Below are 25,949 nucleotides of genomic sequence, written 5' to 3'. Positions count from 1 at the left end.
CTAAAAATATGAAACTTAAAAATGCACATTTAATATTTGTGTTTTCAGCCTTGCTGATCACAGCAAATTGTGCTAAAGCACAACTAAAGCGTAAAGCACCGGTTAAATCAAGCGAGCAGGTTTTACCTTTTGATAAAGCAGTTAGAACAGGCAAACTCGCCAATGGATTTACTTATTATATTCGCCATAACGAAGAGCCAAAAAACCGCGTGGTAATGTATTTGGTTAATAAAGTCGGTTCTGTTTTAGAGGACGATGACCAGCAAGGTCTTGCTCACTTTATGGAGCATATGAGCTTTAACGGTACCACGCATTTTCCACATAACGAAGTAGTGAATTATCTACAAAAATCGGGCATCAGGTTCGGAGCAGATATTAACGCTTATACCAGCTTTGATGAAACAGTGTATGAACTGCCGTTGCCGTCTGATAAGCCGGAGATCTTTCACCAAGGCATAGAGATTATGCATGACTGGGCGCAAAGCGCCACGCTGGATGCAGGTGAGATAGATAAGGAGCGCGGGGTGGTGCTGGAAGAAAAAAGATTAGGCAAAGGCGCCGGCGAACGCATGCAGCGCCAATACTGGCCGGTTATTTTAAATAATTCGCGCTATGCCGTGAGAGTACCGATAGGGTTGGATACGGTACTGAATAATTTTAAGCGGCCCACCATAGCCCGTTTTTATCATGACTGGTACCGACCCGACCTGCAGGCGCTGATAGTTGTTGGCGACATTAATGCAGATAGTTTGGAAAAAGTGGTGAGAGCTAAATTCAGCGATCTAAAGAACCCAGAACATGAAAGGCCAAGGCTTCCATATGGTGTACCTATTGATGGAAAGAACCATTTTATAGCGGTTACAGATAAAGAAATGACCGGCACCGTAGCGCAGGTGCTTATCAAACATTCATTACCGCCGCTTAAGACCGCCGCAGATTACCATAGAAGCATCGCTACCGCGCTGTTTAACCGGATACTGGCTGCACGATATGCCGAGCTATCGCGTACCGCGAACCCACTTTACTTGCAGGGTAATGCAGGGATATCCGGCTTTATAAGCAACCTGAACAGTTTTAATGTCAGCATAGCTGCTAAACCCGGCGAACTCGAAAGCGGCTTTAAAGCTGTATGGCGTGAGGTAGAAAGGGTGCGCCGTTTCGGCTATACCCAAACCGAATTGGATAGGGTTAAAAAGGATTTCCAGGGCAGCATGGATGAGGCATTGAAAGAAAAAGACAAAACAGGTTCAGGCAGCTTTGTAAAAGAATACCAAGAATATTTCCTGAAAGGCACTGCCGCCCCTGGTATTGTTAAAGAATATGATTTGGTTAAAGAAAGCCTGCCTGCTATCACCTTAAACGAAGTTAACGGTTTAACCAAAACCTATATTACCAACATTAACCGGGATATACTGGTAATGGCGCCCGAGAAAGAAAAGAGCGGGTTGCCTAATGAACAGACATTTAACAACTGGATAAATGCTGTTGCTGCCGAAACTCTGGAACCTTACCAAGACAAGATGAGTAACAAGCCATTGTTAACTACTGAACCGATAGCCGGAAAGATTATAGCTAAAAAGCATGATAACGCATTAAATATTACCGCACTTACTTTAAGCAACGGTATAGAAGTTTTACTAAAGCCAACCGCGTTTAAGAATGACCAGATTATTTTCAGTGGGTCTTCAGCGGGTGGCAACTCTCTGTCAACTGATGCAGAATATCAGTCAGCTGCCAGTGCCGCGAGTATCGTAACGGCCGGAGGGGCAGGTAATTACTCACAAACCGAACTGCAGAAATACCTGAGCGGGAAACAGGTTGGTGTATCAGTTTTCATTGCAGAACGTAACCAGGGTATCAGCGGATCATCAACAGTAAATGACCTCGAAACAGCTTTACAACTAAGCTACGCCTACCTTTCTGAACCGAGAAAAGACAAAGAAGTGTTTGACGGAATAATTAGCCGCAGTAAGGCTGCTATATTAAATCGGGGGAATGATCCTAAAAGTGTTTTTAACGATAGTGTAAGCGCTGTGTTGGGTAATCATAGTCCGCGCCGCACCGGCCCCAGTCTGGACAAATTGAGCCAAATCAAATTGGATGTGGCTTATGATTTTTATAAAGCACGTTTTGCGAACGCTACCGGCTTTACATTCACCTTCATCGGTAGTTTCGATGTAGAAAAGATAAAGCCATTACTGGAAAAATACCTAGGTGGCCTGCCAAGCCTTAGCCAACCAGAAATGGCAAAGGATTTGGGAATCCAGATCCCAGAGGGGAAATTAGAAAAAACTGTTTACAAAGGCACTGAACCTCAATCTACAGTAATATTAGTGTATTCTGGCAAATATGATTATAACGCCGAAGATAATATTAGCATGGATGCTTTAAAGGAAACATTAGAGATCAGGCTGATACAAAGGCTCCGTGAGGAAGAAAGCGGGGTTTATAGCCCTGGTGTATTTGTAAGTACCGGCAAATATCCACAAGCTCGTTTTAGTTTGGTGGTGCAATTTGGTTGTGCCCCGAAAAATGTGGAAAAGTTGATAGCCTCGGCAAAAGAGGAAATCAATAAACTGAAGACAGACGGTCCATTACAGGATAATGTGGATAAATGGCGAACGGAAACTAAAACCGTGCAAGAAACTGCGTTAAAAACTAATGGCTTCTGGTTAAATTACCTGAATAAGCAACTGGAAAATAAGGAAGATGTCGACCAGGTAAACCAGCTTTCGGCTGTGCAAGATCAGGTTACGCCAGCAAAAATCAAACAAATTGCAGCAAAATATCTAAGCGGTGATAATTACATCCGTTTGGTACTGTTGCCTGAGCAAAAAACACCCTAAATTTTATTTCAAACCAAGTACTCTCCCCGTTCTTTTCATTTTTTCATGTCAGTTATGAGAAAAGCTAGTTAATTAATAAAAGCGCCCGCTGATGGAGCGGCGGGCCTTTTTGTTTTGCCAAATTGCAATCAGATCAAATATGAAAACTTAGGATAAAACATAAAACGAAATAATACCCCGTATAAGAAAACTGGTAATTTTTAATAGGGACGGGAACATGCTATGCCTGCTGATACGCGGGCTGGCTTGTTCTGTCCCTGGCATACCAGTGCCACTTATACAGTTCAGGTCTGTCCCGCGTATAAGTATTAACTAATACAACACCTACCTGAATCTATGAAAACATTTACCGAGCGCTTCCTAAGCGCTTTAGAAAATCAATTAACTGAGATATCGCTCAACAACCAACCCCTGCCCGGCCAATTCAAAGCTTCTGTCCTGGTCTCCAAAAAAGCAATGACGAAACTCAAAAACTACGTCGCCAGCTACGCTTTTGATACTGTGGCCGAAGAGGTCCACTTCTTCAAGGAGGTCAAACCCAAATTCTACAGCAGATACATTTATTTTATCAGCCTGTATAATTTCGCTATGCAAAAGCCCAGCGGCGGCGAAGATATTCAGCGGGACTATATCCGCATGCACCTTTCCGAACTCAAAACTTTTTTTGACCACAACCGCGCATTTTATGCCTATTACCGCTCAGGTATGAAGCAACTGGATGAACTTTATTTTACTCGCGGAGGCTTCGATGTCCATATCGAGCTGGAAGACTTTGAAGAAGATGAACAATTCTCCACGAGTCACGATTATAAATTATCGAAGCTTATTGCGAACGAAAAATTCCAGGATTATCTGAACCTGGAGCTGGCCAAAATTGGCAACGAGGATTTGGCTAACTTAAATGGCCATAAAGTTTTTCCTTTCACTCACCCAAGTTGGACCGCCAGCCCTACTGACGCAATTGAATTGATCTATTCCTTAAAAGCCTCCGGTTCGGTCAATAACGGCAATGTCGATGTAAGTGAGCTCGTCGGCATTTTTGAATTTGTTTTTCAAATGGAGATCAAAGAATCCTATCACAAATTATTGGATATCAGCAAACGTAAAAAAGTCACCCCACTCTTCTTGAATAAACTGAAAGACGGACTGATCCGCTTAATTGAAGACAAGTTAGGCCTGTAAATGTATTGCAGTCTATAAACAGCCATAACAGTCCTTCATTCAGGGAAAATCACACCACCTGCGGAAGTGTTGTGAAAGAAAAAATCAGGCACTCACCACTTTTGTTTTGCCCGGCGGCATGGTGTCGGCGGGTTAAAACAAAAGGATATGTTAAACGCGATCTCCTGGCAGCAATATAGCACTGCCCTCCTCCTACTCTCCTTACTCTGGTATGGCTACGTCGGTCTGCGCTATTATCGCGCTGAAATTTTCGCAAAGCTTAAAATTGCACCACCGGTACAGACTATAGTTCCTGCAGTTGCCAAGGTCGTAATGGGTGAAGCAAAACCGGAAACTGATACGGGGCTGTTTGATCCAGATGAACTGATTTTCAGTAATTCCCAACCCGACGATATCAGCGATCAAACGCTGCCTAAAGGGCCCGCCAATGACTTGCTGGCGGAAGCGGAAACATTGGTTGCTGCCTTTGCCGAAACCGATAACAAATCCGAGTTTCTTTCGCTGCTCAAATTACTTATTGACAAATACGATGTATACGCTGATGAGATTAGTCTGCCTGCTATTATCAGTTCGTTAAAAACTTTCGCGGCCACCAAACTTCCATTTACGATACAGGCTGCGGAATGGCCTTTAACTTTTACATCATGAAAAAGATAACCGCAATCATCTCCCTGCTATTGATAGCAACGGTAACGATGGCTCAGGACGGCAATGCCGGCATCAATGAAGCTACCAATCAAGTTAAAAGTTATTTCGCGACAGGAACCAATTTAATGTATGCCATTGGGGCTATCATAGGGTTAGTCGGTGCTATCAAGGTTTATAAAAAATGGAATGATGGCGAACATGATACAGGCAAAGTCGCCTCCAGTTGGTTCGGCTCCTGCATTTTTTTGGTAGTGGTGGCTACCGTACTTAAATCATTTTTTGGCGTATGAAGCCCCACCCAAACCCTCCCCGGAAGGGAGGGCTTAAATAAATGAAAATACTATGAGTTATATAATTAACAAAGGCATTAATAAGCCAATAGAATTTAAAGGGTTGAAAGCACAATACATTGGCTATTTAGGCGGTGGATTAGTTGGCCTATTAATCCTATTCGCTATCCTCTATTTAGTTGGTATGGCCGTATATTTCTGTATCACCATCATTGCCGGTTTAGGAAGTTTATTATTTTATAAAGTATTTGGCTTAAGCCATAAATATGGTGAACACGGCCTTATGAAACGCAATGCCCGCCGTTACCTGCCGACCTATTTAAAATTCAAATCAAGAAAGCTATTCTATGAAAAATGCTGAAGACATATTCCCGATCTACCGGGTAGAAAATAACGCGATGCTATCCGCACAGGGTGACCTGACCATCGCATTCGCGGTGACGCTGCCCGAGTTGTTCACTTTGTCGAACGACGAGTATATGGCCTTTCACCAGACCTGGGTAAAAGCGATCAAGCTGCTGCCAAAGAACAGCATCTTTCATAAACAGGATTGGTTCGTCGAAGACAATTACAAAGCAACCTTTGTCGACCAAACCTTTTTAGGGCAAGCCAGCGAACGCTTTTTTAATGAACGGCCCTATTTAGCGCACCATTGTTTGGTGATGCTGACCAAACGCCCCGAAAACTTCAAAGCAGTGAACAGCGCGGCGAGTAGTCTGATGCGCAAACATATTACGCCCACTGCTTCCAGCGAAGCGTTCAGCGATTTCATAGATAGCGCCGGGCAATTCAAACGCGTGTTAGAAGATAGTGGCCTTTTAAAACTACGTCGCCTCAACGATGACCAATTAACCGGCACATTAACAACGCCTGGTATTTTGGAACAATATTGCTTCTTATTAGGATGCAACGATGAACCCATACTCAAAGACATTCATCTGCGCGATGAATTACGCATCGGCGATAACCGTTGCCAGTTATTTACGTTGGCCGAAGCCGAGCACCTGCCAGCATTAGTTGGCCCTCGTATCACTTACGACCAGTATAGCACCGACAAAACCAAATTCAGTACCGGCTTTGCCAGTCCCATCGGCGCGCTACTCGACTGTAATCATATTTATAACCAATATTTATTCATAGAAGATAGTGCCAAGACCTTAAAGAAACTGGAAGCCAAGAAGCTGCGTCTGCAATCGCTCTCGGCATACTCCCGCGAAAACGCAATTGGCCGTGATGCTACCCAGGAGTTCCTGCACGAAGCGATCAGCCAGCAAAGGCTTCCGGTTAAGGCACACTTTAACATCCTGGCTTGGGGCGAACCCAAGGACATCAAAAACAAAGTCAGTTCCGCACTTGCACAGTTGGATGCTATACCCAAACAGGAAACGGATGGCGCACCGCAGATCTGGTGGGCCGGCTTGCCCGGCAATAGTGGTAACTTCCCGATGAACGACACCTTCGATACGTTCGCGGAACAAGCAGCCTGCTTTTTTAATCTCGAAACCAATTACCGCAGTTCTTTATCGCCTTGCGGCATTCGCCTGGGCGACCGCATATCGGGCAAACCGCTGCATGTGGATTTAAGTGATGAACCGATGAAAACCGGTACCACCACTAACCGTAATAAATTCATCTTAGGCCCATCCGGCAGCGGTAAATCCTTTTTTACTAACCACCTGCTCCGCAGCTATTATGAGCAGGATGCGCACATCGTTTTAGTCGATGTCGGCCATAGTTACCAGGGGCTTTGCGAATTCGTTGGTGGCTATTACTTCACCTATAGTGAAGACAGCCCTATCAGTTTTAATCCCTTTTATGTAGGTAAAGGCGATACACTGGATACTGAAAAACGCGAAAGCATCAAAGCAATGATCCTCGCACTCTGGAAAAAAGAAGATGAAGGCGTACAACGAAGTGAATACATCGCCATTTCAGATGCGCTGTTTCATTATTATGAAGCCGAGCCGGAGTTTGCCAGCTTTGACAGCTTCTATGAATTTTTGAAAGGTCCATTTTATGAAACTATGAAGGCCTCTAAAGTAAAAGATGCGAATTTCGATATAGACAACCTCATCTTTGTTTTGCGGCCCTATTACAAAGGTGGCGAATATGATTATTTGCTGAACGCCACCGAAAATTTGGATCTGTTGCAGCGCCGCCTTATTGTTTTTGAACTGGATAATATCAAAGATCACCCCATCCTATTCCCGGTCGTCACCCTCATTATCATGGAGACTTTCGTGAGTAAAATGCGCAAGCTGCCCAAAGATGTAAGAAAGATGATCCTGATCGAAGAAGCCTGGAAAGCCATCGCCCGTGAAGGCATGGCCGAATATATTAAGTACTTATTCAAAACGGTTCGTAAATACTTCGGCGAAGCTATCGTAGTAACACAGGATATTGAAGACATTATTTCTTCACCAGTTGTAAAGCAAGCCATTATCAACAACAGCGACTGTAAAATCCTATTAGACCAGCGCAAGTACCAAAACGACTTTCCAAAAATTCAGCAACTACTCGGTATAACCGATAAGGAAACCGCACTCATCATGAGCATGAACCGGGCGAATGATGAACGGTACAAATACAAAGAAGTATTCATATCGCTCAACGGCCAGCTATCGCGGGTCTACCGCACAGAGGTGAGCCGCGAAGAATATTGGACCTATACCACCGAATCAGCTGAAAAAGCAAAAGTTCAACAATACACCCAAAAGTACGGCGATATCCGGAAGGCTATCGCGATGATCGTGCTCGAAGAAAAACAAGCCGCATGAAAAAGTTCCTTTATATCGCGCTGCTACTCTCAGCCTGTAACATCAAGAATAATGATGGCATCTATGTCAACCATACTAATGGGCAATACTCTGTGGTAGATGACACGCTCATCATCCGTGATACAGTCGTCATCAATCATACGGGGTTTCAGAAAATACGCAATGGGCAGTTATTACCTAAAGCGTATAAAACACGTCAATGGACGCTACATAGCCCTGATGCGCCGCCGATGATTGTCGGCGAAGAAATTCAGATCGGTAACACTATTTATACTAAACTGCCATGAAAAAGCTAATTGTTATTATACTGCTATTAGTAGCAACCAATAGCCAGGCCCAATACCAAATTGTGACTGCTGTAGTCAAGAAAGTGATCAAGGCCATTGATCTCAAGGTGCAGCGCATGCAGAACCAAACCATCTGGCTGCAAAATGCGCAGAAAACCATCGAGAATGAATTGTCCAAATTCAGGCTTAACGAGATCTCCAACTGGTCGGATAAACAAAAGACGCTTTATGACGACTATTATAAGGAATTAAGCCAGGTCAAATCAACCATCACCTATTACCAGCGAATCAAAGACCTGACCCTTAAACAAGTTCACATGGTTAGTGAATACCAAAGGGTTTGGAACTTATTCAAGTCAGATAAGCATTTCCGGGCTGAAGAGATCGACCAAATGCAACGGGTTTACTTAGGCATTTTAGATGCCAGTGCCAAAAACCTTGACCAGATCATGCTGGTCATCAATCCCGGCCGCACCCAAATGACCGATCAGCAACGGCTGGAAATGATCAACCAGGCCGGGAACCGGCTGGATGAGAATTACGGTGACCTGAAGCAATACAACAATCAAAATATCTTATTAAGCCTCAACCGTAGTAACGGGCTAAACGAAGTACAAACCATCAAAAATTATATGGCATCCATTAAAATCATCATCGTTCTGTTGCTTTCCGCCAATTGCGCCCAGGCGCAAACTTTCGCGGAGTGGTTCAGCCAAAAGAAAACGCAAAAGAAATATCTCTTGCAGCAAATTGCCGCTTTGCAAATTTATAGCGGTTTTTTAAAAACAGGCTATGGCATCGCCAAAGGCGGTTTAAGTGCTATCGGCAACTCGGCCAAATCAGAATTTGGCTTGCATACAACTTACTATAATCACTTAAAAACTGTCAGTGTGCCGGTCAAAAACAATCCGCAGGTCAATGATATCCTGCGTTGGCAACATGATATCCTGCTTCGGTTAAACACCATTGAAAAAACAACTTACAACAAAAAGGTATGCGAAGCTCTGCTGACGGATTGCGATGCGCAGTTAACTGATCTGCAAACGGTCCTGACGGATAACAAGGTTGAAATGAGCGATGAGGAACGATTACGACAGATTGCGCGGATTCATGCGAATATGCAAAGTAACTATCGTTTTGCAGCCAAGTTTAGCAATGATGTCAAAAATATAAATCTGCAAAGACAACAGGAACAAATTGATGTAAACACTTTAAAAAGTTTGTATGAAAACCATTAAAATAATTGCTGTAATCTTATTAGTCAGTATCAAAGTTCAGGCGCAAAGCGACGAACTGCAGCAACTCATGTTGAACATCGAAAAGCTGACTCAGTTCAAGAGTATCCTGTCCGATCTGAAACAAGGTTACCAAATCTACCAGCAAGGCTATAGTACCATTTCGAATTTGTCGAAAGGCAATTTCAATTTACATAATGCGTATTTGACCGGTTTGATGGCGGTCAGCCCCTCGGTGCAGAATTATGGCCGGGTCGCGGAGATCATCGGGCAGCAAAGCAGCATCGTCAGCGAGTACAAAAAGAACCTGAGCCGGTTCCGACAGAGCGGCACCTTCAGCGTTAATGAACTGAATTACTTTAATAATGTCTATAACCAACTCATTAAACAAAGCGGCCAAAATCTGGATGAACTCGGCAATATCATGACCGGCGGAAAACTCCGCATGTCGGATGATGACCGGCTTCGGGCTATAGACCGCATTTATAATAGTAGTTCTGATCAGCTTCAATTCCTAAGATTTTTTAATAGACAGGGCACCATGCTCAGCCTCCAGCGAAGCAAGGATTTGCACGATACCAAAGCACTTAAACAACTCTACGGCTTAAACTAAAACCTATGAAAAACAAAATAATTATAACTGCGCTGGCCGCAGTTACCGCGATAGCTCTGCCCCAATTCGCCCGGGCTGGCGACCTCTCGAACGACATCCACGGCCTGCAAAGCGTGCTGGACGGCGTATATAAAGATATGCTGCCCATGTGCAGCCAACTCATCGGTGTTGGCCGCGGCATCGCCGGTTTCGGTGCGCTTTGGTTTATCGCTGCCCGTGTCTGGCGGCAGATCGCCGCAGCGGAACCGGTGGACTTCTACCCACTATTGCGCCCATTCGCTTTAGGCATGGCTATCCTGTTATTTCCCACCGTGATCGCGGTGATCAATGGCATTATGAACCCAACGGTTACCGCCACCGCCAATATGGTGCAAAATTCCGATGCGGCGATAGCGCAGCTGTTAAAACAGAAGCAAGCCGCTATTGAAAAAACCGATACCTGGCAGATGTATGTCGGTGATGATGGCGAGGGCGACCGCGATAAATGGTACAAATACACCCATCCCGACGATCCCAAAGGCGATAAGGAGGGCATTTTTTCCGGCGTGGGAAATGATGTAAGGTTCGCGATGGATAAAGCCGGCTATAAATTTCGCAACAGCGTCAAGCAATGGATGTCCGAAGTGTTACAGGTGGTTTATGAAGCGGCGGCTTTATGTATCAACACCATCCGCACTTTTTACCTAGTGGTATTAGCTATACTGGGCCCGCTTGTTTTCGGTTTGTCGGTATTCGACGGCTTTCAGCATACGCTGACCACCTGGCTGGCCAAATACCTGAATGTCTTTCTATGGCTGCCAATCGCCAATATCTTCGGCGCTATCATCGGTAAAGTGCAGGAAAACATGCTCAAACTGGACATTTCGCAGGTCAATAATGCGGGTGATACTTTCTTCAGTTCAACCGATACGGCTTATCTCATTTTTTTATTGATTGGCATCGTTGGTTACTTCACCGTACCTGCGGTAGCAGGCTATATTATCAATCCCGGCGGCGGTAACGGCTTGCTCAATAAAGTCACCAATCTAACCTCCATCAGCCTGAGCTCGGCCAGTTCAGGTGCATCAGCCACTGCCGAACGCATGGCCGATGGTGCGAAAAACATCGTTCAGGCACCAGGTCATATTGCTGACGGTTACCGCAGTGCCGGCTCGAACGGCCATCAGGAAGAAAAACTAAACGGAAACCCTAAAAAATAAAGCACTATGTTCACTCATCTTAAAAATATCGAAACCGCTTTCCAGCAAAATAAAAAGATCGTCGCGCTGGTCATCTTGACCAGCGCCTTCATCTCCGTCGCAGCCATTTATTTTTCATTTGTTGCTTACCAAAAAGCCGATGGCCGTGTATATGTTCTGGCTAATGGCAAAGTATTGGAAGCTGTGGCCGCTGACCGGCGTGAAAATATCCCGGTTGAAGCCCGTGACCATATCAAGATGTTTCATTACGACTTCTTTACACTTGACCCCGATGAAAAGGTCATCGAAGCCAATATTTCAAAAGCTTTGTATTTAGCCGACGGCAGCGCGCGTAATCAGTATAACGACCTTAAAGAGAAAAGTTATTATAATAACCTCATCTCCGGCAATATCAGCCAGCAAATCAGTGTGGACAGCATTACGCTCAATTTAAATAGTTACCCATACTATTTCAAATGCTTCGCCACTGAAAAACTGATCCGTTCTACCTCGACCATCAATAAGTTATTGGTGACCCAAGGCTACCTGCGCAACGTCAGCCGCTCAGATAATAACCCGCATGGCTTTTTGATCGAACGCTGGGAAACCATTGCTAACCGTGATACGATCCTGCCATGAAAAAAATAACCCAATGGTTCAACAACCTGGCAGCAGCCAATCAACGCTGGGCCTTATTAGCCTTTTGCCTGCTATTCGCCGCATTACTGGTGGCCAGTATTAAGTGGCAGCAGACGGACATCAGCACAAAGACCACAGTTCCGACCAACATCGGCAGGGCTTCAGGAAAATTAACAGATACACTAAAAAAACAATGATTATGGACAAGCAACGCAAATTCCTACTGGTATTACCACTACTGGTGATCCCATTTATAACCATGGCTTTTTGGGCCTTAGGCGGCGGTAAAAACAACCGCGAACAAGTAACTAATACGCAAGGTCTTGACGCCAGTCTGCCGGAGGCACAGTTCAAGAAAAATAGTAATAGCAATAAAATGGCCGTTTACCAGCAGGCCGTCCGCGATTCCGTGCACGACGGTATCAGCCCCGGTTTTTTGAAGTCTATGGGGATGGATAAAACCAAGTCCACCGATTCGGTCGTGACCGCCGATGACCAGGCGCAGCGTATCCAGACTAAGCTGGCGCAGTTGAATAAACAAATTAATCAACCGCAACAAACACCGCAAGCGAGTTATGATGAACCTGAGCCTCAGAACGTAAAGCAGTTGCGCAAGATGATGAAACGCATGAACAGCAGCGAGCCCGATCCCGAAATGAAGCAGCTGAATCAAATGCTGGATAAAATACAAGAGATCCAAAATCCAGCTTCGGTTAAGAAAACCGTAAAGAACGAGGTCGCTACACCATTCCGCGCCATACCAGCGATGATCGATGGTAAACAAAAAGTAGCCGACGGCGCTGCGGTCAAACTTAAATTAACCGATACCGTAACCCTAAAAAACCAGTTGCTGCAAAAAGGTCAGCAATTGTTCGGCATCTGCCAGGTCACCAACCAGCGACTGTTATTGACTATTCAGAATATCAGGTTAGACAATCAAATTATCCCAGTTAATCTTACGGTGTTCAGCCAGGACGGAATGCCCGGCATACCCGCACCCGAAGCTGAACTGGCCGGAGCAGCAGGCGGCGGTGCCGATGACGCGCTGCAAAGCATGCAATTCATGACAATGGATCAATCCATCGGCGCACAAGCCGCCGCCGGTGGTGTCAACGCCGCAAAGGGACTGTTCAGTAAAAAAGTAAAGAAGATCAAAGTCAAATTGAAAGACGAATACCCCGTGCTTTTAAAGATCAATAAATAAAATCATGGAAGACGAACTGAACATCGACCCACGGGAAACCGATTATTTTGATGATTACGATATGGAAAAAGCCATGAATTTCTTCGAACTGAAACGCGAATTAGCTGACCTGGGCTTTTCAGAACCAGCGTTGGTAGATGCCCTCCGCCAAAGTATCCTTAATGCCGAATACGCCGTGATCTCTGCCGGGTACCGTGAAACGATCAATGACCTACAGTTCACCGGCTGGTTCGAGTTCCACCGCGATCAGGAAAGCGGTCAGTACCAACTGGAACAATACCAGGCCACCCTCTATAACCTCGACGGCAAAGCCGCCGATATGCTGCTCGATAAAGACATTTCTAAAACTGAAGCCCTGAAAGTCCTGCGGACCGAATGGGCCCGCGAAGAACCCGACCTCACCTTATACTGGCCGATGACCCGGCAAACCATGTCATCTTATTTTGAAACATTAAACAATAATACCATGAACACAGAAAATTTAAGTTACCTGCACAAACAATTGTTGAACACCGGCTTCGGCGACAAGTTAAACGATCAACTGGAAGAAAAGATCAAAAGCAAAGAAAAGGAGTTCACACTGAACACCACACAAGAGTACAACAAACAGAACGTCGATTATACCCTGCATTACAAGGCCGGTGATAAAGATGAAATGTACTTCTTCAATAAGTACGATGCCAGCCTGAACGACACCAAACAAACGTTCTATTTAAACAAAGGCCAGGGCATCACCGCCAAGGAGGCTTATAACCTCATGGATGGCCGTGCCGTACACAAACAATTAGAAAACCTCGAAGGCGAAAAATATAATGCCTGGATCGTCCTGGATAAAGAAAACAAAACCGAGAACGGCAATTTCAAATTACGTCCTTTTACCGACGGCTGGAACTACAAACCCGAAAAAGCCATTGACAAAATGGATATTGTCGGCATCAATGATGAGGGCGCCCGCGAAAAACTCATGAAATCGCTTGAAAAAGGCAATAAGCACCAAGTAACTGCCATGAAAGACGGCAAAGAAGTGAAGCTATTTATTGAAGCCAATCCGGCCGAACACCGGGTGAACCTAACCAATTGGAAAGGTGAAGCGCAGCAATTGGAGCATTATAAAAAGCCGGAAGCCAAGCAAGCGCAAAAAACCGAGCAAACCCAGGAGACTTCAAAAAAAAAGTCCAAGGGAGTTAAGCATAAGGTTTAACCCATCATAAGAGTCCCCTACAGCGAGTGTTTAGGGGGCTTTTTTTAAAAGCCTATTTCCAAGCAATTATATTCTGTTTTTCCAATTCAAACTTGCGCGCGGCAAATTGCGTATCTTAGGATATGCGTTTATCCCTACTGCTTTTTTTATTTACCGGGTTTTCTGTTACCCATGTGTTTGGCTCAAAGCAGGCCCCGAGCGTCAATTACATCAAAATATCTCAGGATTTTTTATACGCCGCCAGAACGCAAGACACCACAGCTGGTTACATAGATACCCTTAAAAATGCTGATGAAGCCGTATTAGCAATGGAATTGAACACCGATGATAAGCGCCTGGCATTTTGGCTGAACCTATATAATGGCTTTACACAGGTGATTCTCCGGAAAGATCCGGGTAGGTATAAATCCCGCAATTCATTTTTTTCGTCTCAGCAAATCAATGTCGCCGGGAACTGGTTAAGTTTAGACGATATCGAACATGGCATACTTCGCCATTCTAAGATCAAATGGAGCGAGGGCTATTTGGTTAAACTATTTCCTTCGGGCTTCGAAAAGAAATTCAGGGTTGAAAAATTAGATTACAGGATACATTTTGCCTTAAATTGCGGAGCCAAAAGCTGCCCGCCCATTGCCTTTTACGAACCTGAAGATATCGACAGGCAATTAACTATGGCGGTTAAAAGCTATTTACAGGGAGAATGTAGTTATGACAGCGTCGGGAACGTGGTGCATGTACCCGCATTTATGGGCTGGTTCAGGCGTGATTTCGGTGGAAAGAAGAACATGCTGAAAATCTTAAAGAATAATGCGATCATCCCGCAGGACAGCAACCCTGCCATTCATTTTAAAAAGTATAATTGGGAATTATATTTGAATAATTATAAAACTTAAAACGCCAGACTACAAATGTGGTGATACTAATTGACGTTAAATAGATACTTTTGTTTTGTGAGTCGCATTAACTACAGTTCCTTATGAATGTCAATCTCGTTTTAGCGGCTAAAGTTTTTGAATCCTGGGTCGAATTGTACACTAATAATTTGTATAGCTGGGCATTATTCAAAACATCAAACAAAGAAACAGCGGAAGATCTGGTACAGGAAACCTTTTTAACCGCACATCAGCAATTCGAAAAATTCAGGGGGGATAGCAGCCCTAAGACCTGGTTATTAGCCATATTGAATAACAAAATCAATGCACACTACCGGAAAAAATACCTGCAAATTAACTTTAACCAGAATCACGATACAGCCACAAAGGACTTGAATATTTTCCACCAATTGTTTGATGACAATGACCGCTGGAAAGACAAAGAAAAACCAATGAACTGGAATGCAGACGAAGGCTACCTTCTGGATAATAGGGAATTTAATATGGTTTTAACTTCTTGCCTCGAAAAATTACCCGATAACTGGCGTTCCGCCGTCAACTTAAAATATATCGAACAAAAAAAAGGCGAGATCATTTGTCAGGAATTGGATATTGCGCCCACTAATTTCTGGCAGATATTACACAGGGCTAAATTACAGTTAAGAAAATGCCTTGAAATAAACTGGTTTAAAGCATAATCATGATGAAATTAATGAACTGGCTCATGTTGTCCTGTAAAAAGGCTACCGAACTCATGGAAAAACAATCTCTTGTCGGCCTTTCAAAAAAAGAAAAATTCCGGTTGCGGATGCATACTTCTATGTGCGATGGCTGTACAGCTTACCAGAAGCAGAGCCTGCTGATCGACAATTTGTTGCATCACCATTTCGATGATATGTTGCCGAACGCTATGCCTGAAGTTGAGAACAAAGAACTCAGGGACCGTATTCTTTTGAATTTACCAAAAAACTAAACTTTCTAAGGACGACAAACATTGGTCTTTTAAAGCCAATAGGAATTAAATAGCTTTGTACGTGAAAATCATCTGCCTGATATTATCTTTTTACGTGGTATTACTTTCGATCAAGCCATGCTGCGCGGATAATGATTGTAATGATGCAGCGCTCCGAAAAGAACAAGCGGGTAACCGGCCCCATAAAAAAGAGTGTTCCGGATGTTCACCATTTTTTACCTGCGGCAGTTGTGTTGGCTTTATTGTAACCAAACCTTTAGCCATTGCTTTAGCACAAGCGGCAGAAGTACCTTTTAAACATAGTACAGCCTACCAGCAGCCATGTATTCCCGCAGTTTCGCTTGCCATCTGGCAGCCGCCGCAATTAAGTTAATACGCTTATACGGGGCCGCCTGCCTCTGTTCAATTGTATTAACTTTACACTTATTCATTTATGAAAAAATCGACCGTGCTTTTAATAGCACTCCTATATACTGTTGCGGCTTATAGCCAAAATACTTTCAAAGCATTTATCAAGGATGCCAAAACAAAGGAAACACTGATCGGCGCGACCGTCGTTTTACAAGGTACTGCAAAAGGCGCTGCCTCCGATACCAGCGGTTTGGTTAGACTGACCAATATACCTGATGGTCAACAGATCATCCGTTTCAGCTACGTTGGCTATGAGACAAAAACGGATACCTTAAGTTTTCCATTAGCCGAAACTCTGACCATACTGCTTCAATCAGCCGGAAAAGGCGATGGTGATGAACTATCCGAAGTGGTGATCGGCGCAACCCGAAGCAGCCGTACGATTGCCAATATTCCTACCCGCGTAGAAGTGATCTCCGGCGACGAGCTGGACGAAAAGGGCAACATGAAGCCCGGCGATATCCGCATGATGCTGGCCGAAAGCACCGGCATCCAGACACAACAAACATCGGCTACCAGCGGTAATTCCAGTATCAGGATACAGGGACTGGATGGTAAGTACACGCAGATCATCCGCGACGGTTTTCCTTTATACTCCGGCTTTTCAGGAGGTTTAGGGTTATTACAAATTGCCCCGCTTGACCTGAAACAAGTGGAAGTGATCAAAGGCTCCTCATCCACGCTTTACGGCGGTGGGGCCATCGCTGGCTTGGTAAATCTGGTATCAAAAACGCCAACTGATGTACGGCATCTTGATTTTTTGTTGAATGGAACATCCGCTTTGGGGTTGGATGCCAGCGCGTTCTATTCGCAGAAGTTCGGCAAGATCGGTATCACCACTTATGTTGGTTATAATCATGGAACGGCTTATGATCCATCAAATATTGGCCTGTCGGCTGTTCCCAGGTTTAACCGCTATACGCTTAATCCCAAATTGTTCTTTTACCTGAATGATAAAAACACGCTAATAGCAGGTATCAACTCCACCATAGAAAACCGCATCGGTGGTGATATGCAATACCTGGAAGGGAACGGTAATACCCAGCATTCCTACTTCGAGGAAAATAAGACAGGCCGTTATAGTTCGCAACTGGAATTTGACCACAAGTTGGGCGACAAAGAGAAACTAACCGTTAAAAATAGTGTCAGCTATTTTGACCGAAGCATCAGCCTGCCTGCTTACCGTTTTTCAGGTGTACAGGTTTCCTCTTATAGCGAAGCGAATTATGCTTATAATAGCGATAAAACAGATTGGGTCGCGGGGCTGAACTACCTGACCGAAAACTTTAACGAAGACCATAACAGCAGTTTCCCCTTACGAAGCTATAACTACAGTACTATTGGTGCTTTTGTACAAAATACCTGGAACGCAACGGAAAAGTTCACGCTGGAGTCAGGGCTTCGCGGGGATTATCATAATGCCTATGGATTTTTTGTATTGCCGAGAATATCAGGTTTATATAAGATCAATTCCCATTTCACCACCCGTTTAGGAGGCGGATGGGGTTATAAAGCACCTACCGTGTTTACCGAAGATGCGGAACGGATCGGGTTCAGAAATGTATTGCCGATAGATGTGCCCAACACTAAAGCCGAGCGCTCCTACGGAGCTAACTATGACATTACTTACAAAACGGGTTTGTTCGACAACATGGTAACTTTTAGTATCAACCAGCTTTTCTTTTATACCCGTATAGATAATCCCATCCTTTTAACATCGTTAAGTAATGGCAACCTGCAATACCTGCAACCAGGGGGCGACCTCAACACCAAAGGCATGGAAACCAATGTGAAGATCACTTATAATAACTTTAAATTGTTCTTGGGTTATACCTTAGCAGATGTTACGCAACATACCGGTAATACTATATCCACTTATCCGCTGGTGTCAAGACACCGGTTAAATAATGTATTGGTTTACGAAGTGGAAAACAAACTCAAGATCGGCCTGGAAGGTTATTATTACAGCCCGCAGCAACTGAACGACGGTACCACCGGCAGAGGTTATTGGACAGCAGGACTGATGGCCGAGAAAATATGGGAACGATTTTCGCTGTTCGTTAACTTTGAGAACCTAACGAATACACGACAAACCAAGTTCGGCCCGATCTACACCGGCAGTATCACCGATCCCGTGTTTAAGGACATATATGCGCCTTTGGATGGTTTTGTGGTGAATGGCGGCATTAAATTCAAGCTCTAAAATGGAAAGTTAAACCCGGCAACAATATCAGTTCGCTTTAGGGCTAAGTATCTTTACCATTGCTTATAATACTGCGGAAGGGTTGGTATCCGTTCTGTTTGGCGCGCATGATAACTATAAAAAAATAAAAATACTTTGTCAGGTTTTCGAAATGGGTGCAACTACTTAGGTAATTAATCAAATAATTATTTAAATCAATTTACAATGAAAAAGTTATTAGTTGGAACATTCTTATTTATGGGTATTGCTGTTTCCGGATTTGCGCAGCAGGCAAAAGTTATTGCCTTAGTGAACAAAGCTTCCTGGTGCCCGGTATGCCAGGCGAACGGCCCGCGTTTTGAAAAAGACATTATGCCGATGGCTATGCAGAACAAAGATGTGCAGATCGTAATGAATGATCTTTCAGACGACAAGACCAAAGCCGCATCTTTACCAATGCTTGAAAAGGCCGGTATTGCTTCATTCGCCAAGAAGAACACCGGCACCGGCACTTTGTACTTTATTGATGCCAAATCAAAAAAGTTAATTTCAGAAGTTAGTCTTTCAAAAAGCGATGATGAAATTAAAAAGGTGTACATGGCAGCCCTTGCAAAAGGATAATCCAGGTAACTCATTGATCTTTCACAAGGGTTAGCCAGAGGGTTAACCCTTTAAAATTAAACAACATGGATTCTAAAAAACTAAAACAAGCCCTAACGGGCGGAATAATTGCAACATCAGTAATGACGATGATTATGCTGGCCGCACCGATGATGGGTATGCCTGATATGAAGATCGGTAACATGATGGCCGGCTTTATGGGTATTCCTGTTTGGCTGGGCTGGGCTATGCACCTGATGATCGGGATCGTTTGGGCTATGGTCTATGTATTTCTGATCAAAGACAGGCTTACCTTAAACCCGGCGATCAAGGGTATGCTCTTTGCCCTTCTTCCCTGGATACTAATGCAACTGATGGTGATGCCGATGATGGGTATGGGTGTATTCTCAGCTAATTCGCCAAATCCGGTTATGATGGTAGTAGGAACAATGATGGGACACCTGGTGTATGGTCTTGTATTGGGATTGAGCACGAAGGGCGAATAACATTAATAATTTTGAATGATGAACAATCAAATCATTTTAAAAAAGATAACCAGCCTGAGCTTTAGGCAGGTTATTTACGTGACCATCGGGCTTATACTATTGGTTAACGGCATAGTTGGAAAAGATTGGACAACAGGTATATTAAGTTTACTCTTTTTATATCAGGGTATATTTAACGCCTGCCTGTTCGGGTCCTGTGCTGTTCCCCGGCGCCGATAAAGCTGAGAGGTAAGAAACATTCGCTTTATTCCAGGGTTATGCTGATATTGAAAGAAAAAAGAAATGAGCGATCACTATTATAACGCTGGCGATCTGGCCAAATTTGGCAATATCGCAGAATATCAAAAGGAAATGGCTGATAAATTTTTCTCCTATTATGGGGATGTATTTAAAGACAGCCATTTAACTGCTAAAGAAAAGTCACTTATCGCCCTGGCGGTTGCCCATGCGGTACAGTGCCCTTATTGCATCGACGCTTACAGCAGCGATGCTTATGAAAAAGGCTACAGTGAGGCTCAAATGATGGAGGCTGTACACGTTGCGGCGGCGATCAAAGGCGGTGCGGTATTGGTGCATGGTGTACAGATGATGAATAAGGTAAAAGAGATAAGCATGTAATGATAAAGTCACTTCACGTTTTGCAACATCATTTGGCAGATTCCAACAATCAGCTGGCGATCCTTGAAGACGAAGGGCTGCACAAACACTCGTCATTCACAGAAAAACTGACCGGGCTGGGTGAATTTCCTTTACGGGCGACTGGCGTGGAAATCTTTCAGGTCAATGTTGGCAAAATGTGTAACCAAGTATGCAGGCATTGCCATGTGGACGCGGGGCCTGACCGTAAAGAGATCATGACACGGGAAACCATGCAGCTTTGTTTGGACGTGCTTGCTGTATCGGATATCAAAACGGTCGACCTTACGGGAGGCGCGCCCGAAATGAATCCCGACTTCCGTTGGTTTGTCACCGAGATAAAAAAACTGAACAAACACATTATCGTCCGATGTAACCTGACCATTATCTTGGCTAATAAGAAATTCCATGACCTGCCTGTTTTTTTTCGGGATCACCAGATTGAAGTGGTTTCATCTTTACCAAGTTTCACAAAAGACCGCACAGATAGGCAGCGGGGCGACGGGGTTTTTGAGGATTCCATCAAGGCCTTGCAACTGTTGAACGAAGCGGGCTATGGTGAACCCGGTAGCGGCTTGTTGCTCAATTTGGTCTATAACCCGGCCGGGGCGTTTTTGCCGCCTTCGCAGCAGGCGCTTGAACAAGAGTATAAAGATGAACTGCTCAAAAACTTCGGTATCCGGTTCAATAATTTATTTGCCATAACCAATATGCCGATCAGCCGTTATCTTGACTATTTGCTATCAACCGGCAACTATGATAAATACATGGAAAAACTTATAAATGCTTTTAATCCTGTGGCTGTTCATCATGTGATGTGCCGCAATACGATCTCTGTTAGTTGGGATGGCTATCTGTATGACTGCGATTTTAACCAGATGCTGGATCTGCCGGTGAGTATTACATCTTCCCGCCATCTCAGCGATTATGACCCCAACGCTTTAAATAACCGTGCGATTGTACTAAAACAGCATTGTTATGGCTGCACCGCCGGTGCAGGGTCAAGTTGCGGAGGCGCTGTTACAAGTTAACTTATTGGCACAAGATGAAAAAGCACCTCGCAGAATTTATCGGCACCTATATCATGGTCTTTTGCGGCACAGGAGCTGTGGTGATCGATGAGCAGGTGCATACGGTTACCCATGTAGGGGTCGCCGTAACTTTCGGCTTGGTGGTCATGAGCATGATCTATGCGTTAGGGAATATTTCAGGTGCGCATATGAATCCGGCGGTCAGCATCGCGTTTACACTGGCCAGACGTTTTCCCCTCCGGATGTTAGCACCCTATATTGTCAGCCAGTTAAGCGGGGCAACGCTGGCCAGCCTAACCTTAAAATATTTATTCCCGGGCAACCGCGATCTGGGATGGACGGTGCCGTCGGGCAGCAATGGACAATCATTTATTTTGGAATTGATCCTGACCTTTATCCTAATGCTGGTCATCATTAACGTAGCTACCGGAAGTAAAGAACAGGGGATGTTTGCCGGATTGGCCATCGGTGGGGTAGTATTGTTTGAGGCGCTGTTTGCCGGCCCTATCTGCGGCGCATCCATGAATCCCGCACGTTCCTTCGGCCCGGCTTTGATCACAGGTAATATGGGCACGTTATGGATCTATTTACTGGCACCCATTGCCGGGGCGGCGCTGGCCGTATTCTGCTGGAACTATCTATTTAAAACACAAGTTATATGAGTACAGGATATTTAGAAACAACCAAGAATATTTATAGAGAAGCGGCTGAACACCCGCAGGTCGGTTTATGCTGCACAACGACCCCGATCTGGTCACTACCAGGATTGAAAATTCCCAAAAGAATGCAGGAAATGAACTACGGTTGCGGAAGCACTGTAAATCCCCGTGACCTGGTAAAAGACCCGAAAATATTATATGTGGGTGTTGGGGGAGGGATGGAATTATTACAGTTCGCCTATTTCAGCCGTCAGACAGGGGGTGTGGTCGGTATAGATGTGGTAGATGAGATGCTCGAAGCGAGCAGAAAAAATTTCGTGGAAGCGGAACGGGTTAATCCCTGGTTCAAAAGCGAGTTTGTTGAACTCCGCAAGGGAGACGCCCTGCATTTACCTGTAGAAGATAACAGTATCGATGTAGCCGCTCAAAACTGCCTGTTCAACATTTTTAAGGAAGACGAACTGAAACAGGCGTTAACAGAAATGTACCGGGTATTAAAACCCAATGGCCGCCTGGTATTGAGCGATCCAACATGCGAAACTTTCATGCCCGGTGCCTTAAAAGATGATGAGCGCCTGCGGGCTTTATGCCTTAGTGGCGCACTACCGTTGAAGGACTATATTAAAATGATCACGGATATTGGATTTGGCACCGTAGAAATAAGGGCCAAACGCCCTTACCGTATCCTCGACCCTAAGCATTACGCTACGGACAAATTGATCTTTATAGAAAGCGTTGAAGTCTGCGCGATAAAAGACCCCATGCCGGATGATGGCCCTTGCGTGTTCACCGGAAAAACTGCTATTTATTTTGGTAACGAAGATTTTTTTGATGATCATAAAGGTCATGTGCTGATGCCTAATCAGCCATTAGCCGTATGCGATAAAACCGGGGGCAACCTAGCGGCTTTACAGCATGAAGATATTTATATTTCTGAATCGACCTGGTTTTATGATGGCGGAGGATGTTGCTAACCTTTATCATAAAACAGCAATGAGCAATGATACCTTATTGATATTCGCACGCAACCCGGTTTATGGCAAGGTTAAAACAAGGCTTGCCGCTACTATAGGAAACGATAAGGCCTTACAGATCTACCGGCAACTCCTTGAACATACAGCTGCGGTCACTCAACCTATAAATGCCGATAGGGTGGTGTATTATTCTGATTTTATAGCCGACAATGATGCCTGGGATAATAACTATTCTAAAGCAATGCAGCGGGGGATTGATCTGGGTGAACGGATGTCCAATGCGTTCAAAGATAAACTTGAAACCGGCGCTAAGAAAGCAATCTTTATTGGCACGGATTGTTATGAATTGAATACAGAAATTATCGCAAACGCATTTTCCGAATTGACTCATTACGATATCGTTGTTGGCCCTGCACTGGATGGTGGTTATTATTTATTAGGGATGAACAGCCATTACCCTAAACTATTCAACGATATAACCTGGAGTACGGACACGGTGATGAAAGAAACAATTGCCCGTTGTGCCGAATTGGGCCTGCGTTATTTTCTGCTGCCGGTATTGTCTGACATTGATGATGAAAAAGATTTGTTAAATCACCCTATTTTAAACGGATCATGATCAGCATTATCATACCCACCTTTAATGAAGCCGATCAGATCCTAACAACCATTGGCCAGGTAAACCAAACAAGGGCAGATGAGCAATTTGAGATCATTATTGCTGATGGGGGCAGTACGGACAATACGGCTGCATTAGCCAAACAAAGTGGTGCTATCGTATTAAACTCAACTCGTAAAGGTCGCGCTGCCCAAATGAATACCGGAGCGAAGCAGGCCAAAGGGGATATACTCTATTTTTTACATGCCGATACCGTTCCACCAAAAGGTTATTTGGCGGACATAAAAGAGGCGGTGGCTAATGGTTATGCCGCAGGGTGTTTTATGTTGTCATTCGATCATTCGCATTGGTTCTTAAAAGCCAATTGCTGGTTTACCCGTTTTGATGTTGATGCCATCCGTTTCGGCGACCAGAGTTTGTTTGTTACGAAAACCGCCTTTGAACAAGCGGGTGGCTTTGCTGAAGAACACATTGTAATGGAAGACCAGGAATTGATCAGGCGGCTCCGCAAAAAGGTTCGCTTTAAAATTATTAAGAAGCCGGTTATTACATCTGCCCGGAAATATTTAGAGAACGGCATTTATAAAACACAAGGCATTTTTTTTCTTATCTTTTTCCTTTACAAGTTTGGGTACTCGCAACACAAACTGGTACGGATCTATAAAAAACTAATGACCCAAAACAAAATTTAAGGCAGAACGATATGGCAAAACATGAATTTGATATTATCGTGATAGGGGCTGGTTCAGGTGGCCTTAGCGTGGGGCTGTTTATGAACCAGGCGGGTTTTAAAGTGCTGATGATCTCCAAATCTGATAAGGATATTGGCGGTGATTGCCTGAATGATGGCTGTGTACCGAGCAAAGCCCTGATCCATGCCGCCAAAATAGTGAGACAGGCAAGAGAAGCCGAAAATTTTGGTCTGCGGGTAACCGGTAATGTTGACATTAAAAAAGTAGTCGGCTATATTCAGGATAAACAATCGCTGATCAGATCACATGAAAACGCAAAATGGTTGCGGGATCAGGGGATTACAATGGCATTGGGCCATGCCTGCTTCGCCGGAAAGAATCAGGTGGAAGTAGCCGGTAAAATTTATTCAGGTAAGAAGATCGTCATCGCCACGGGTTCTAAACCCCGCAAACTGACTGTTGAGGGGATCGAAAAGGTAAGCTATTTCGATAATGAAAGTATTTTTCACCTGGATACTCTACCAGAAAAGATATTATGTATTGGCGGTGGCCCTATCGGTATGGAGATCGCGCAGGCGTTATCACGGTTGGGTAGCCAGGTAACCGTCGTTCATAAGGGAAAGACGATACTGGAACATGACGACGCTGCGGTTACCGATATTTTATTAGAAAGACTAAAAATTGAGGGCGTTAAGTTTCTATTGAATACCCAGGTCAGCAAGTTTATTTCCACTAACAAAGCCGATATTGTAAACAGCAATGGCGAAACAACAGTTGTGAATTTCGATGCTGTTTTTGTGGCAACAGGAAGAGTGCTTGCCCTGAAACCCTTATCGTTGCCGACCGCCGGGATTGAAGTTGATGGCGGAAAGATCGTTATCGATAAATACCTGAGAACAACCAACAAGAATGTTTTGGTCTGTGGCGATGTCGCTGGCGATCTGCAGTTTTCCCATGCGGCTGAATTTCATGCCCGGATCATTCTCAATAACCTATTTTCACCTTTTAAAAAGAAACTGAACAATGAGCATATGTCATGGGTGACTTTCACCGATCCTGAACTGGCCACGTTTGGTTTAAGCGAAAAGCAATTGAACGCGCGTGAAATTAGCTACCGCAGGTTGGAGAAGGGCTATACGGACGATGACCGGGCTGTAGTTGACAATTATCAATACGGGAAATTGATATTATTTGTGAGCGAAAAGAGCTTATTCGGTAAACAGGTAATATTAGGCGGAACGATGATTGCCCCTAACGCGGGGGAACTTATCCAGGAGCTTATTTTATCTAATACGAATCAACTTTCTGTTAAAGCGATATTTAATAAAGTTTACCCTTACCCTGTAGCCTCCCGAATTAATCAGAGCCTGGTGACCGACCTGATGTCTGAGGGGCTAACGCCTATGATCAAAACGTTATTGCAGAAAGCTTATCAAATCTTTAGCTGATGGAGTGGTTGACTACCATAAAAGATTGGTTTTTGGGACTTGGTAAACATTACCATGTCAACCCGTTTATATTTGGCGGGATATATGTTGGTGCGATACCCTTTTTCTTCGCATCACTTTATTGGGTCGTGCGCAATATCAGGAAGAAAAGGGCATTTTTGCTCCCATCATTGTTAACGGGTTTCTTTTTTATTTCAGCCTATTTGTACTTGATAGTAGTTGGAAAACATATCCCCGTTTGGGTAT

General features: G+C 44.3%; 28 protein-coding genes. All 28 read left to right on the top strand.

The genetic code is table 11. The annotated features are described in order from the left end of the window. Positions 1–8: 8 nt before the first annotated feature. The 28 genes from ABIB50_RS13355 (at position 9) to ABIB50_RS13220 (ending at position 25,703) form a co-directional block, all read left to right on the top strand. A complete protein-coding gene (locus ABIB50_RS13355; protein WP_429380225.1) occupies positions 9–2,846 on the top strand; it encodes a M16 family metallopeptidase in 2,838 nt (945 codons plus the stop codon). A gap of 336 nt (positions 2,847–3,182) precedes the next feature. After that, the gene (locus ABIB50_RS13350; RefSeq protein WP_429380224.1) at positions 3,183–4,028 is read left to right on the top strand and encodes an RteC domain-containing protein; all 846 of its coding nucleotides are present in this window, start codon (positions 3,183–3,185) and stop codon (positions 4,026–4,028) included. A 147-nt stretch (positions 4,029–4,175) separates the two neighbouring features. Beyond that, on the top strand, positions 4,176–4,676 hold the full coding sequence (locus tag ABIB50_RS13345; RefSeq protein ID WP_429380223.1) for a hypothetical protein: 501 nt from the start codon (positions 4,176–4,178) through the stop codon (positions 4,674–4,676). After that, complete coding sequence (locus ABIB50_RS13340; RefSeq protein WP_429380222.1) at positions 4,673–4,966, top strand: DUF4134 domain-containing protein; 294 nt, start codon at positions 4,673–4,675, stop codon at positions 4,964–4,966. The genes ABIB50_RS13345 and ABIB50_RS13340 overlap by 4 nt, the downstream gene beginning before the upstream one ends. Positions 4,967–5,018: 52 nt before the next feature. Next, entirely contained in the window at positions 5,019–5,327 is a 309-nt protein-coding gene (locus ABIB50_RS13335) for a DUF4133 domain-containing protein (protein ID WP_429380221.1), read from the top strand. After that, positions 5,314–7,743: a TraG family conjugative transposon ATPase gene (locus ABIB50_RS13330; protein ID WP_429380220.1), complete on the top strand. Its 2,430-nt coding sequence runs from the start codon at positions 5,314–5,316 to the stop codon at positions 7,741–7,743. Before ABIB50_RS13335 ends, ABIB50_RS13330 begins: the two co-directional genes overlap by 14 nt. After that, on the top strand, positions 7,740–8,030 hold the full coding sequence (locus ABIB50_RS13325; protein ID WP_429380219.1) for a hypothetical protein: 291 nt from the start codon (positions 7,740–7,742) through the stop codon (positions 8,028–8,030). The genes ABIB50_RS13330 and ABIB50_RS13325 overlap by 4 nt, the downstream gene beginning before the upstream one ends. After that, positions 8,027–9,268 carry a hypothetical protein gene (locus tag ABIB50_RS13320; protein ID WP_429380218.1) on the top strand — a complete coding sequence of 414 codons (1,242 nt, stop codon included), beginning with the start codon at positions 8,027–8,029 and terminating at the stop codon, positions 9,266–9,268. Before ABIB50_RS13325 ends, ABIB50_RS13320 begins: the two co-directional genes overlap by 4 nt. Beyond that, positions 9,255–9,878 (top strand): TerB family tellurite resistance protein, encoded by a 624-nt coding sequence (locus ABIB50_RS13315; protein WP_429380217.1) that lies wholly within the window; start codon positions 9,255–9,257, stop codon positions 9,876–9,878. The genes ABIB50_RS13320 and ABIB50_RS13315 overlap by 14 nt, the downstream gene beginning before the upstream one ends. A 5-nt stretch (positions 9,879–9,883) precedes the next feature. Continuing rightward, the gene (gene traJ / locus ABIB50_RS13310) at positions 9,884–11,077 is read left to right on the top strand and encodes a conjugative transposon protein TraJ (protein WP_429380216.1); all 1,194 of its coding nucleotides are present in this window, start codon (positions 9,884–9,886) and stop codon (positions 11,075–11,077) included. 6 nt (positions 11,078–11,083) lie between these two features. Beyond that, positions 11,084–11,695 (top strand): conjugative transposon protein TraK, encoded by a 612-nt coding sequence (traK, locus tag ABIB50_RS13305; RefSeq protein ID WP_429380215.1) that lies wholly within the window; start codon positions 11,084–11,086, stop codon positions 11,693–11,695. Beyond that, entirely contained in the window at positions 11,692–11,892 is a 201-nt protein-coding gene (locus ABIB50_RS13300) for a hypothetical protein (protein WP_429380214.1), read from the top strand. The genes traK and ABIB50_RS13300 overlap by 4 nt, the downstream gene beginning before the upstream one ends. A 2-nt stretch (positions 11,893–11,894) precedes the next feature. Further along, positions 11,895–12,899: a conjugative transposon protein TraM gene (gene traM / locus ABIB50_RS13295; protein WP_429380213.1), complete on the top strand. Its 1,005-nt coding sequence runs from the start codon at positions 11,895–11,897 to the stop codon at positions 12,897–12,899. Positions 12,900–12,903: 4 nt separating this feature from the next. Continuing rightward, entirely contained in the window at positions 12,904–14,100 is a 1,197-nt protein-coding gene (locus ABIB50_RS13290; protein WP_429380212.1) for a hypothetical protein, read from the top strand. A 122-nt stretch (positions 14,101–14,222) separates the two neighbouring features. Further along, entirely contained in the window at positions 14,223–14,993 is a 771-nt protein-coding gene (locus tag ABIB50_RS13285; RefSeq protein WP_429380211.1) for a DUF547 domain-containing protein, read from the top strand. Positions 14,994–15,076: 83 nt separating this feature from the next. Beyond that, positions 15,077–15,670: a sigma-70 family RNA polymerase sigma factor gene (locus ABIB50_RS13280; protein ID WP_429380210.1), complete on the top strand. Its 594-nt coding sequence runs from the start codon at positions 15,077–15,079 to the stop codon at positions 15,668–15,670. 2 nt (positions 15,671–15,672) lie between these two features. Next, positions 15,673–15,945 carry a hypothetical protein gene (locus ABIB50_RS13275; protein WP_429380209.1) on the top strand — a complete coding sequence of 91 codons (273 nt, stop codon included), beginning with the start codon at positions 15,673–15,675 and terminating at the stop codon, positions 15,943–15,945. A gap of 61 nt (positions 15,946–16,006) precedes the next feature. Beyond that, the gene (locus tag ABIB50_RS13270) at positions 16,007–16,318 is read left to right on the top strand and encodes a DUF6660 family protein (RefSeq protein ID WP_429380208.1); all 312 of its coding nucleotides are present in this window, start codon (positions 16,007–16,009) and stop codon (positions 16,316–16,318) included. A gap of 60 nt (positions 16,319–16,378) precedes the next feature. Then, entirely contained in the window at positions 16,379–18,559 is a 2,181-nt protein-coding gene (locus ABIB50_RS13265) for a TonB-dependent receptor (RefSeq protein ID WP_429380207.1), read from the top strand. A 204-nt stretch (positions 18,560–18,763) separates the two neighbouring features. Beyond that, entirely contained in the window at positions 18,764–19,159 is a 396-nt protein-coding gene (locus ABIB50_RS13260) for a TlpA family protein disulfide reductase (protein ID WP_429380206.1), read from the top strand. 65 nt (positions 19,160–19,224) lie between these two features. Then, positions 19,225–19,644: a DUF6789 family protein gene (locus tag ABIB50_RS13255; RefSeq protein WP_429380205.1), complete on the top strand. Its 420-nt coding sequence runs from the start codon at positions 19,225–19,227 to the stop codon at positions 19,642–19,644. A gap of 282 nt (positions 19,645–19,926) precedes the next feature. Next, on the top strand, positions 19,927–20,262 hold the full coding sequence (locus tag ABIB50_RS13250) for an arsenosugar biosynthesis-associated peroxidase-like protein (RefSeq protein ID WP_429380204.1): 336 nt from the start codon (positions 19,927–19,929) through the stop codon (positions 20,260–20,262). Further along, positions 20,262–21,311 carry an arsenosugar biosynthesis radical SAM (seleno)protein ArsS gene (arsS, locus tag ABIB50_RS13245; protein ID WP_429380203.1) on the top strand — a complete coding sequence of 350 codons (1,050 nt, stop codon included), beginning with the start codon at positions 20,262–20,264 and terminating at the stop codon, positions 21,309–21,311. The genes ABIB50_RS13250 and arsS overlap by 1 nt, the downstream gene beginning before the upstream one ends. A gap of 14 nt (positions 21,312–21,325) precedes the next feature. Continuing rightward, entirely contained in the window at positions 21,326–21,973 is a 648-nt protein-coding gene (locus ABIB50_RS13240) for an MIP family channel protein (protein WP_429380202.1), read from the top strand. Further along, positions 21,970–22,944, top strand: a complete 975-nt coding sequence (gene arsM / locus ABIB50_RS13235; RefSeq protein ID WP_429380201.1) for an arsenosugar biosynthesis arsenite methyltransferase ArsM — start codon at positions 21,970–21,972, stop codon at positions 22,942–22,944. The genes ABIB50_RS13240 and arsM overlap by 4 nt, the downstream gene beginning before the upstream one ends. Continuing rightward, a complete protein-coding gene (locus ABIB50_RS13230) occupies positions 22,886–23,563 on the top strand; it encodes a TIGR04282 family arsenosugar biosynthesis glycosyltransferase (protein ID WP_429380200.1) in 678 nt (225 codons plus the stop codon). The genes arsM and ABIB50_RS13230 overlap by 59 nt, the downstream gene beginning before the upstream one ends. Continuing rightward, positions 23,560–24,255, top strand: a complete 696-nt coding sequence (locus ABIB50_RS13225) for a TIGR04283 family arsenosugar biosynthesis glycosyltransferase (protein WP_429380199.1) — start codon at positions 23,560–23,562, stop codon at positions 24,253–24,255. Before ABIB50_RS13230 ends, ABIB50_RS13225 begins: the two co-directional genes overlap by 4 nt. Before the next feature lie 11 nt (positions 24,256–24,266). Next, positions 24,267–25,703 (top strand): dihydrolipoyl dehydrogenase family protein, encoded by a 1,437-nt coding sequence (locus ABIB50_RS13220; RefSeq protein ID WP_429380198.1) that lies wholly within the window; start codon positions 24,267–24,269, stop codon positions 25,701–25,703. Positions 25,704–25,949 lie beyond the last annotated feature (246 nt).

It is taken from the genome of Mucilaginibacter sp. UYCu711 (assembly GCF_050433825.1).
Lineage (GTDB): Bacteria > Bacteroidota > Bacteroidia > Sphingobacteriales > Sphingobacteriaceae > Mucilaginibacter.
The sequence above is the reverse complement of the archived record's forward strand: the minus strand, read 5'-3'. Positions and strand labels throughout refer to the sequence as shown.

Coding starts and splice junctions, on each gene's coding strand:
- ABIB50_RS13355 (WP_429380225.1), top strand. CDS start 9: ATGAAACTTAAAAATGCACATTTAATATTTGTGTTTTCAGCCTTGCTG.
- ABIB50_RS13350 (WP_429380224.1), top strand. CDS start 3,183: ATGAAAACATTTACCGAGCGCTTCCTAAGCGCTTTAGAAAATCAATTA.
- ABIB50_RS13345 (WP_429380223.1), top strand. CDS start 4,176: ATGTTAAACGCGATCTCCTGGCAGCAATATAGCACTGCCCTCCTCCTA.
- ABIB50_RS13340 (WP_429380222.1), top strand. CDS start 4,673: ATGAAAAAGATAACCGCAATCATCTCCCTGCTATTGATAGCAACGGTA.
- ABIB50_RS13335 (WP_429380221.1), top strand. CDS start 5,019: ATGAGTTATATAATTAACAAAGGCATTAATAAGCCAATAGAATTTAAA.
- ABIB50_RS13330 (WP_429380220.1), top strand. CDS start 5,314: ATGAAAAATGCTGAAGACATATTCCCGATCTACCGGGTAGAAAATAAC.
- ABIB50_RS13325 (WP_429380219.1), top strand. CDS start 7,740: ATGAAAAAGTTCCTTTATATCGCGCTGCTACTCTCAGCCTGTAACATC.
- ABIB50_RS13320 (WP_429380218.1), top strand. CDS start 8,027: ATGAAAAAGCTAATTGTTATTATACTGCTATTAGTAGCAACCAATAGC.
- ABIB50_RS13315 (WP_429380217.1), top strand. CDS start 9,255: ATGAAAACCATTAAAATAATTGCTGTAATCTTATTAGTCAGTATCAAA.
- traJ (WP_429380216.1), top strand. CDS start 9,884: ATGAAAAACAAAATAATTATAACTGCGCTGGCCGCAGTTACCGCGATA.
- traK (WP_429380215.1), top strand. CDS start 11,084: ATGTTCACTCATCTTAAAAATATCGAAACCGCTTTCCAGCAAAATAAA.
- ABIB50_RS13300 (WP_429380214.1), top strand. CDS start 11,692: ATGAAAAAAATAACCCAATGGTTCAACAACCTGGCAGCAGCCAATCAA.
- traM (WP_429380213.1), top strand. CDS start 11,895: ATGGACAAGCAACGCAAATTCCTACTGGTATTACCACTACTGGTGATC.
- ABIB50_RS13290 (WP_429380212.1), top strand. CDS start 12,904: ATGGAAGACGAACTGAACATCGACCCACGGGAAACCGATTATTTTGAT.
- ABIB50_RS13285 (WP_429380211.1), top strand. CDS start 14,223: ATGCGTTTATCCCTACTGCTTTTTTTATTTACCGGGTTTTCTGTTACC.
- ABIB50_RS13280 (WP_429380210.1), top strand. CDS start 15,077: ATGAATGTCAATCTCGTTTTAGCGGCTAAAGTTTTTGAATCCTGGGTC.
- ABIB50_RS13275 (WP_429380209.1), top strand. CDS start 15,673: ATGATGAAATTAATGAACTGGCTCATGTTGTCCTGTAAAAAGGCTACC.
- ABIB50_RS13265 (WP_429380207.1), top strand. CDS start 16,379: ATGAAAAAATCGACCGTGCTTTTAATAGCACTCCTATATACTGTTGCG.
- ABIB50_RS13260 (WP_429380206.1), top strand. CDS start 18,764: ATGAAAAAGTTATTAGTTGGAACATTCTTATTTATGGGTATTGCTGTT.
- ABIB50_RS13255 (WP_429380205.1), top strand. CDS start 19,225: ATGGATTCTAAAAAACTAAAACAAGCCCTAACGGGCGGAATAATTGCA.
- ABIB50_RS13250 (WP_429380204.1), top strand. CDS start 19,927: ATGAGCGATCACTATTATAACGCTGGCGATCTGGCCAAATTTGGCAAT.
- arsS (WP_429380203.1), top strand. CDS start 20,262: ATGATAAAGTCACTTCACGTTTTGCAACATCATTTGGCAGATTCCAAC.
- ABIB50_RS13240 (WP_429380202.1), top strand. CDS start 21,326: ATGAAAAAGCACCTCGCAGAATTTATCGGCACCTATATCATGGTCTTT.
- arsM (WP_429380201.1), top strand. CDS start 21,970: ATGAGTACAGGATATTTAGAAACAACCAAGAATATTTATAGAGAAGCG.
- ABIB50_RS13230 (WP_429380200.1), top strand. CDS start 22,886: ATGAAGATATTTATATTTCTGAATCGACCTGGTTTTATGATGGCGGAG.
- ABIB50_RS13225 (WP_429380199.1), top strand. CDS start 23,560: ATGATCAGCATTATCATACCCACCTTTAATGAAGCCGATCAGATCCTA.
- ABIB50_RS13220 (WP_429380198.1), top strand. CDS start 24,267: ATGGCAAAACATGAATTTGATATTATCGTGATAGGGGCTGGTTCAGGT.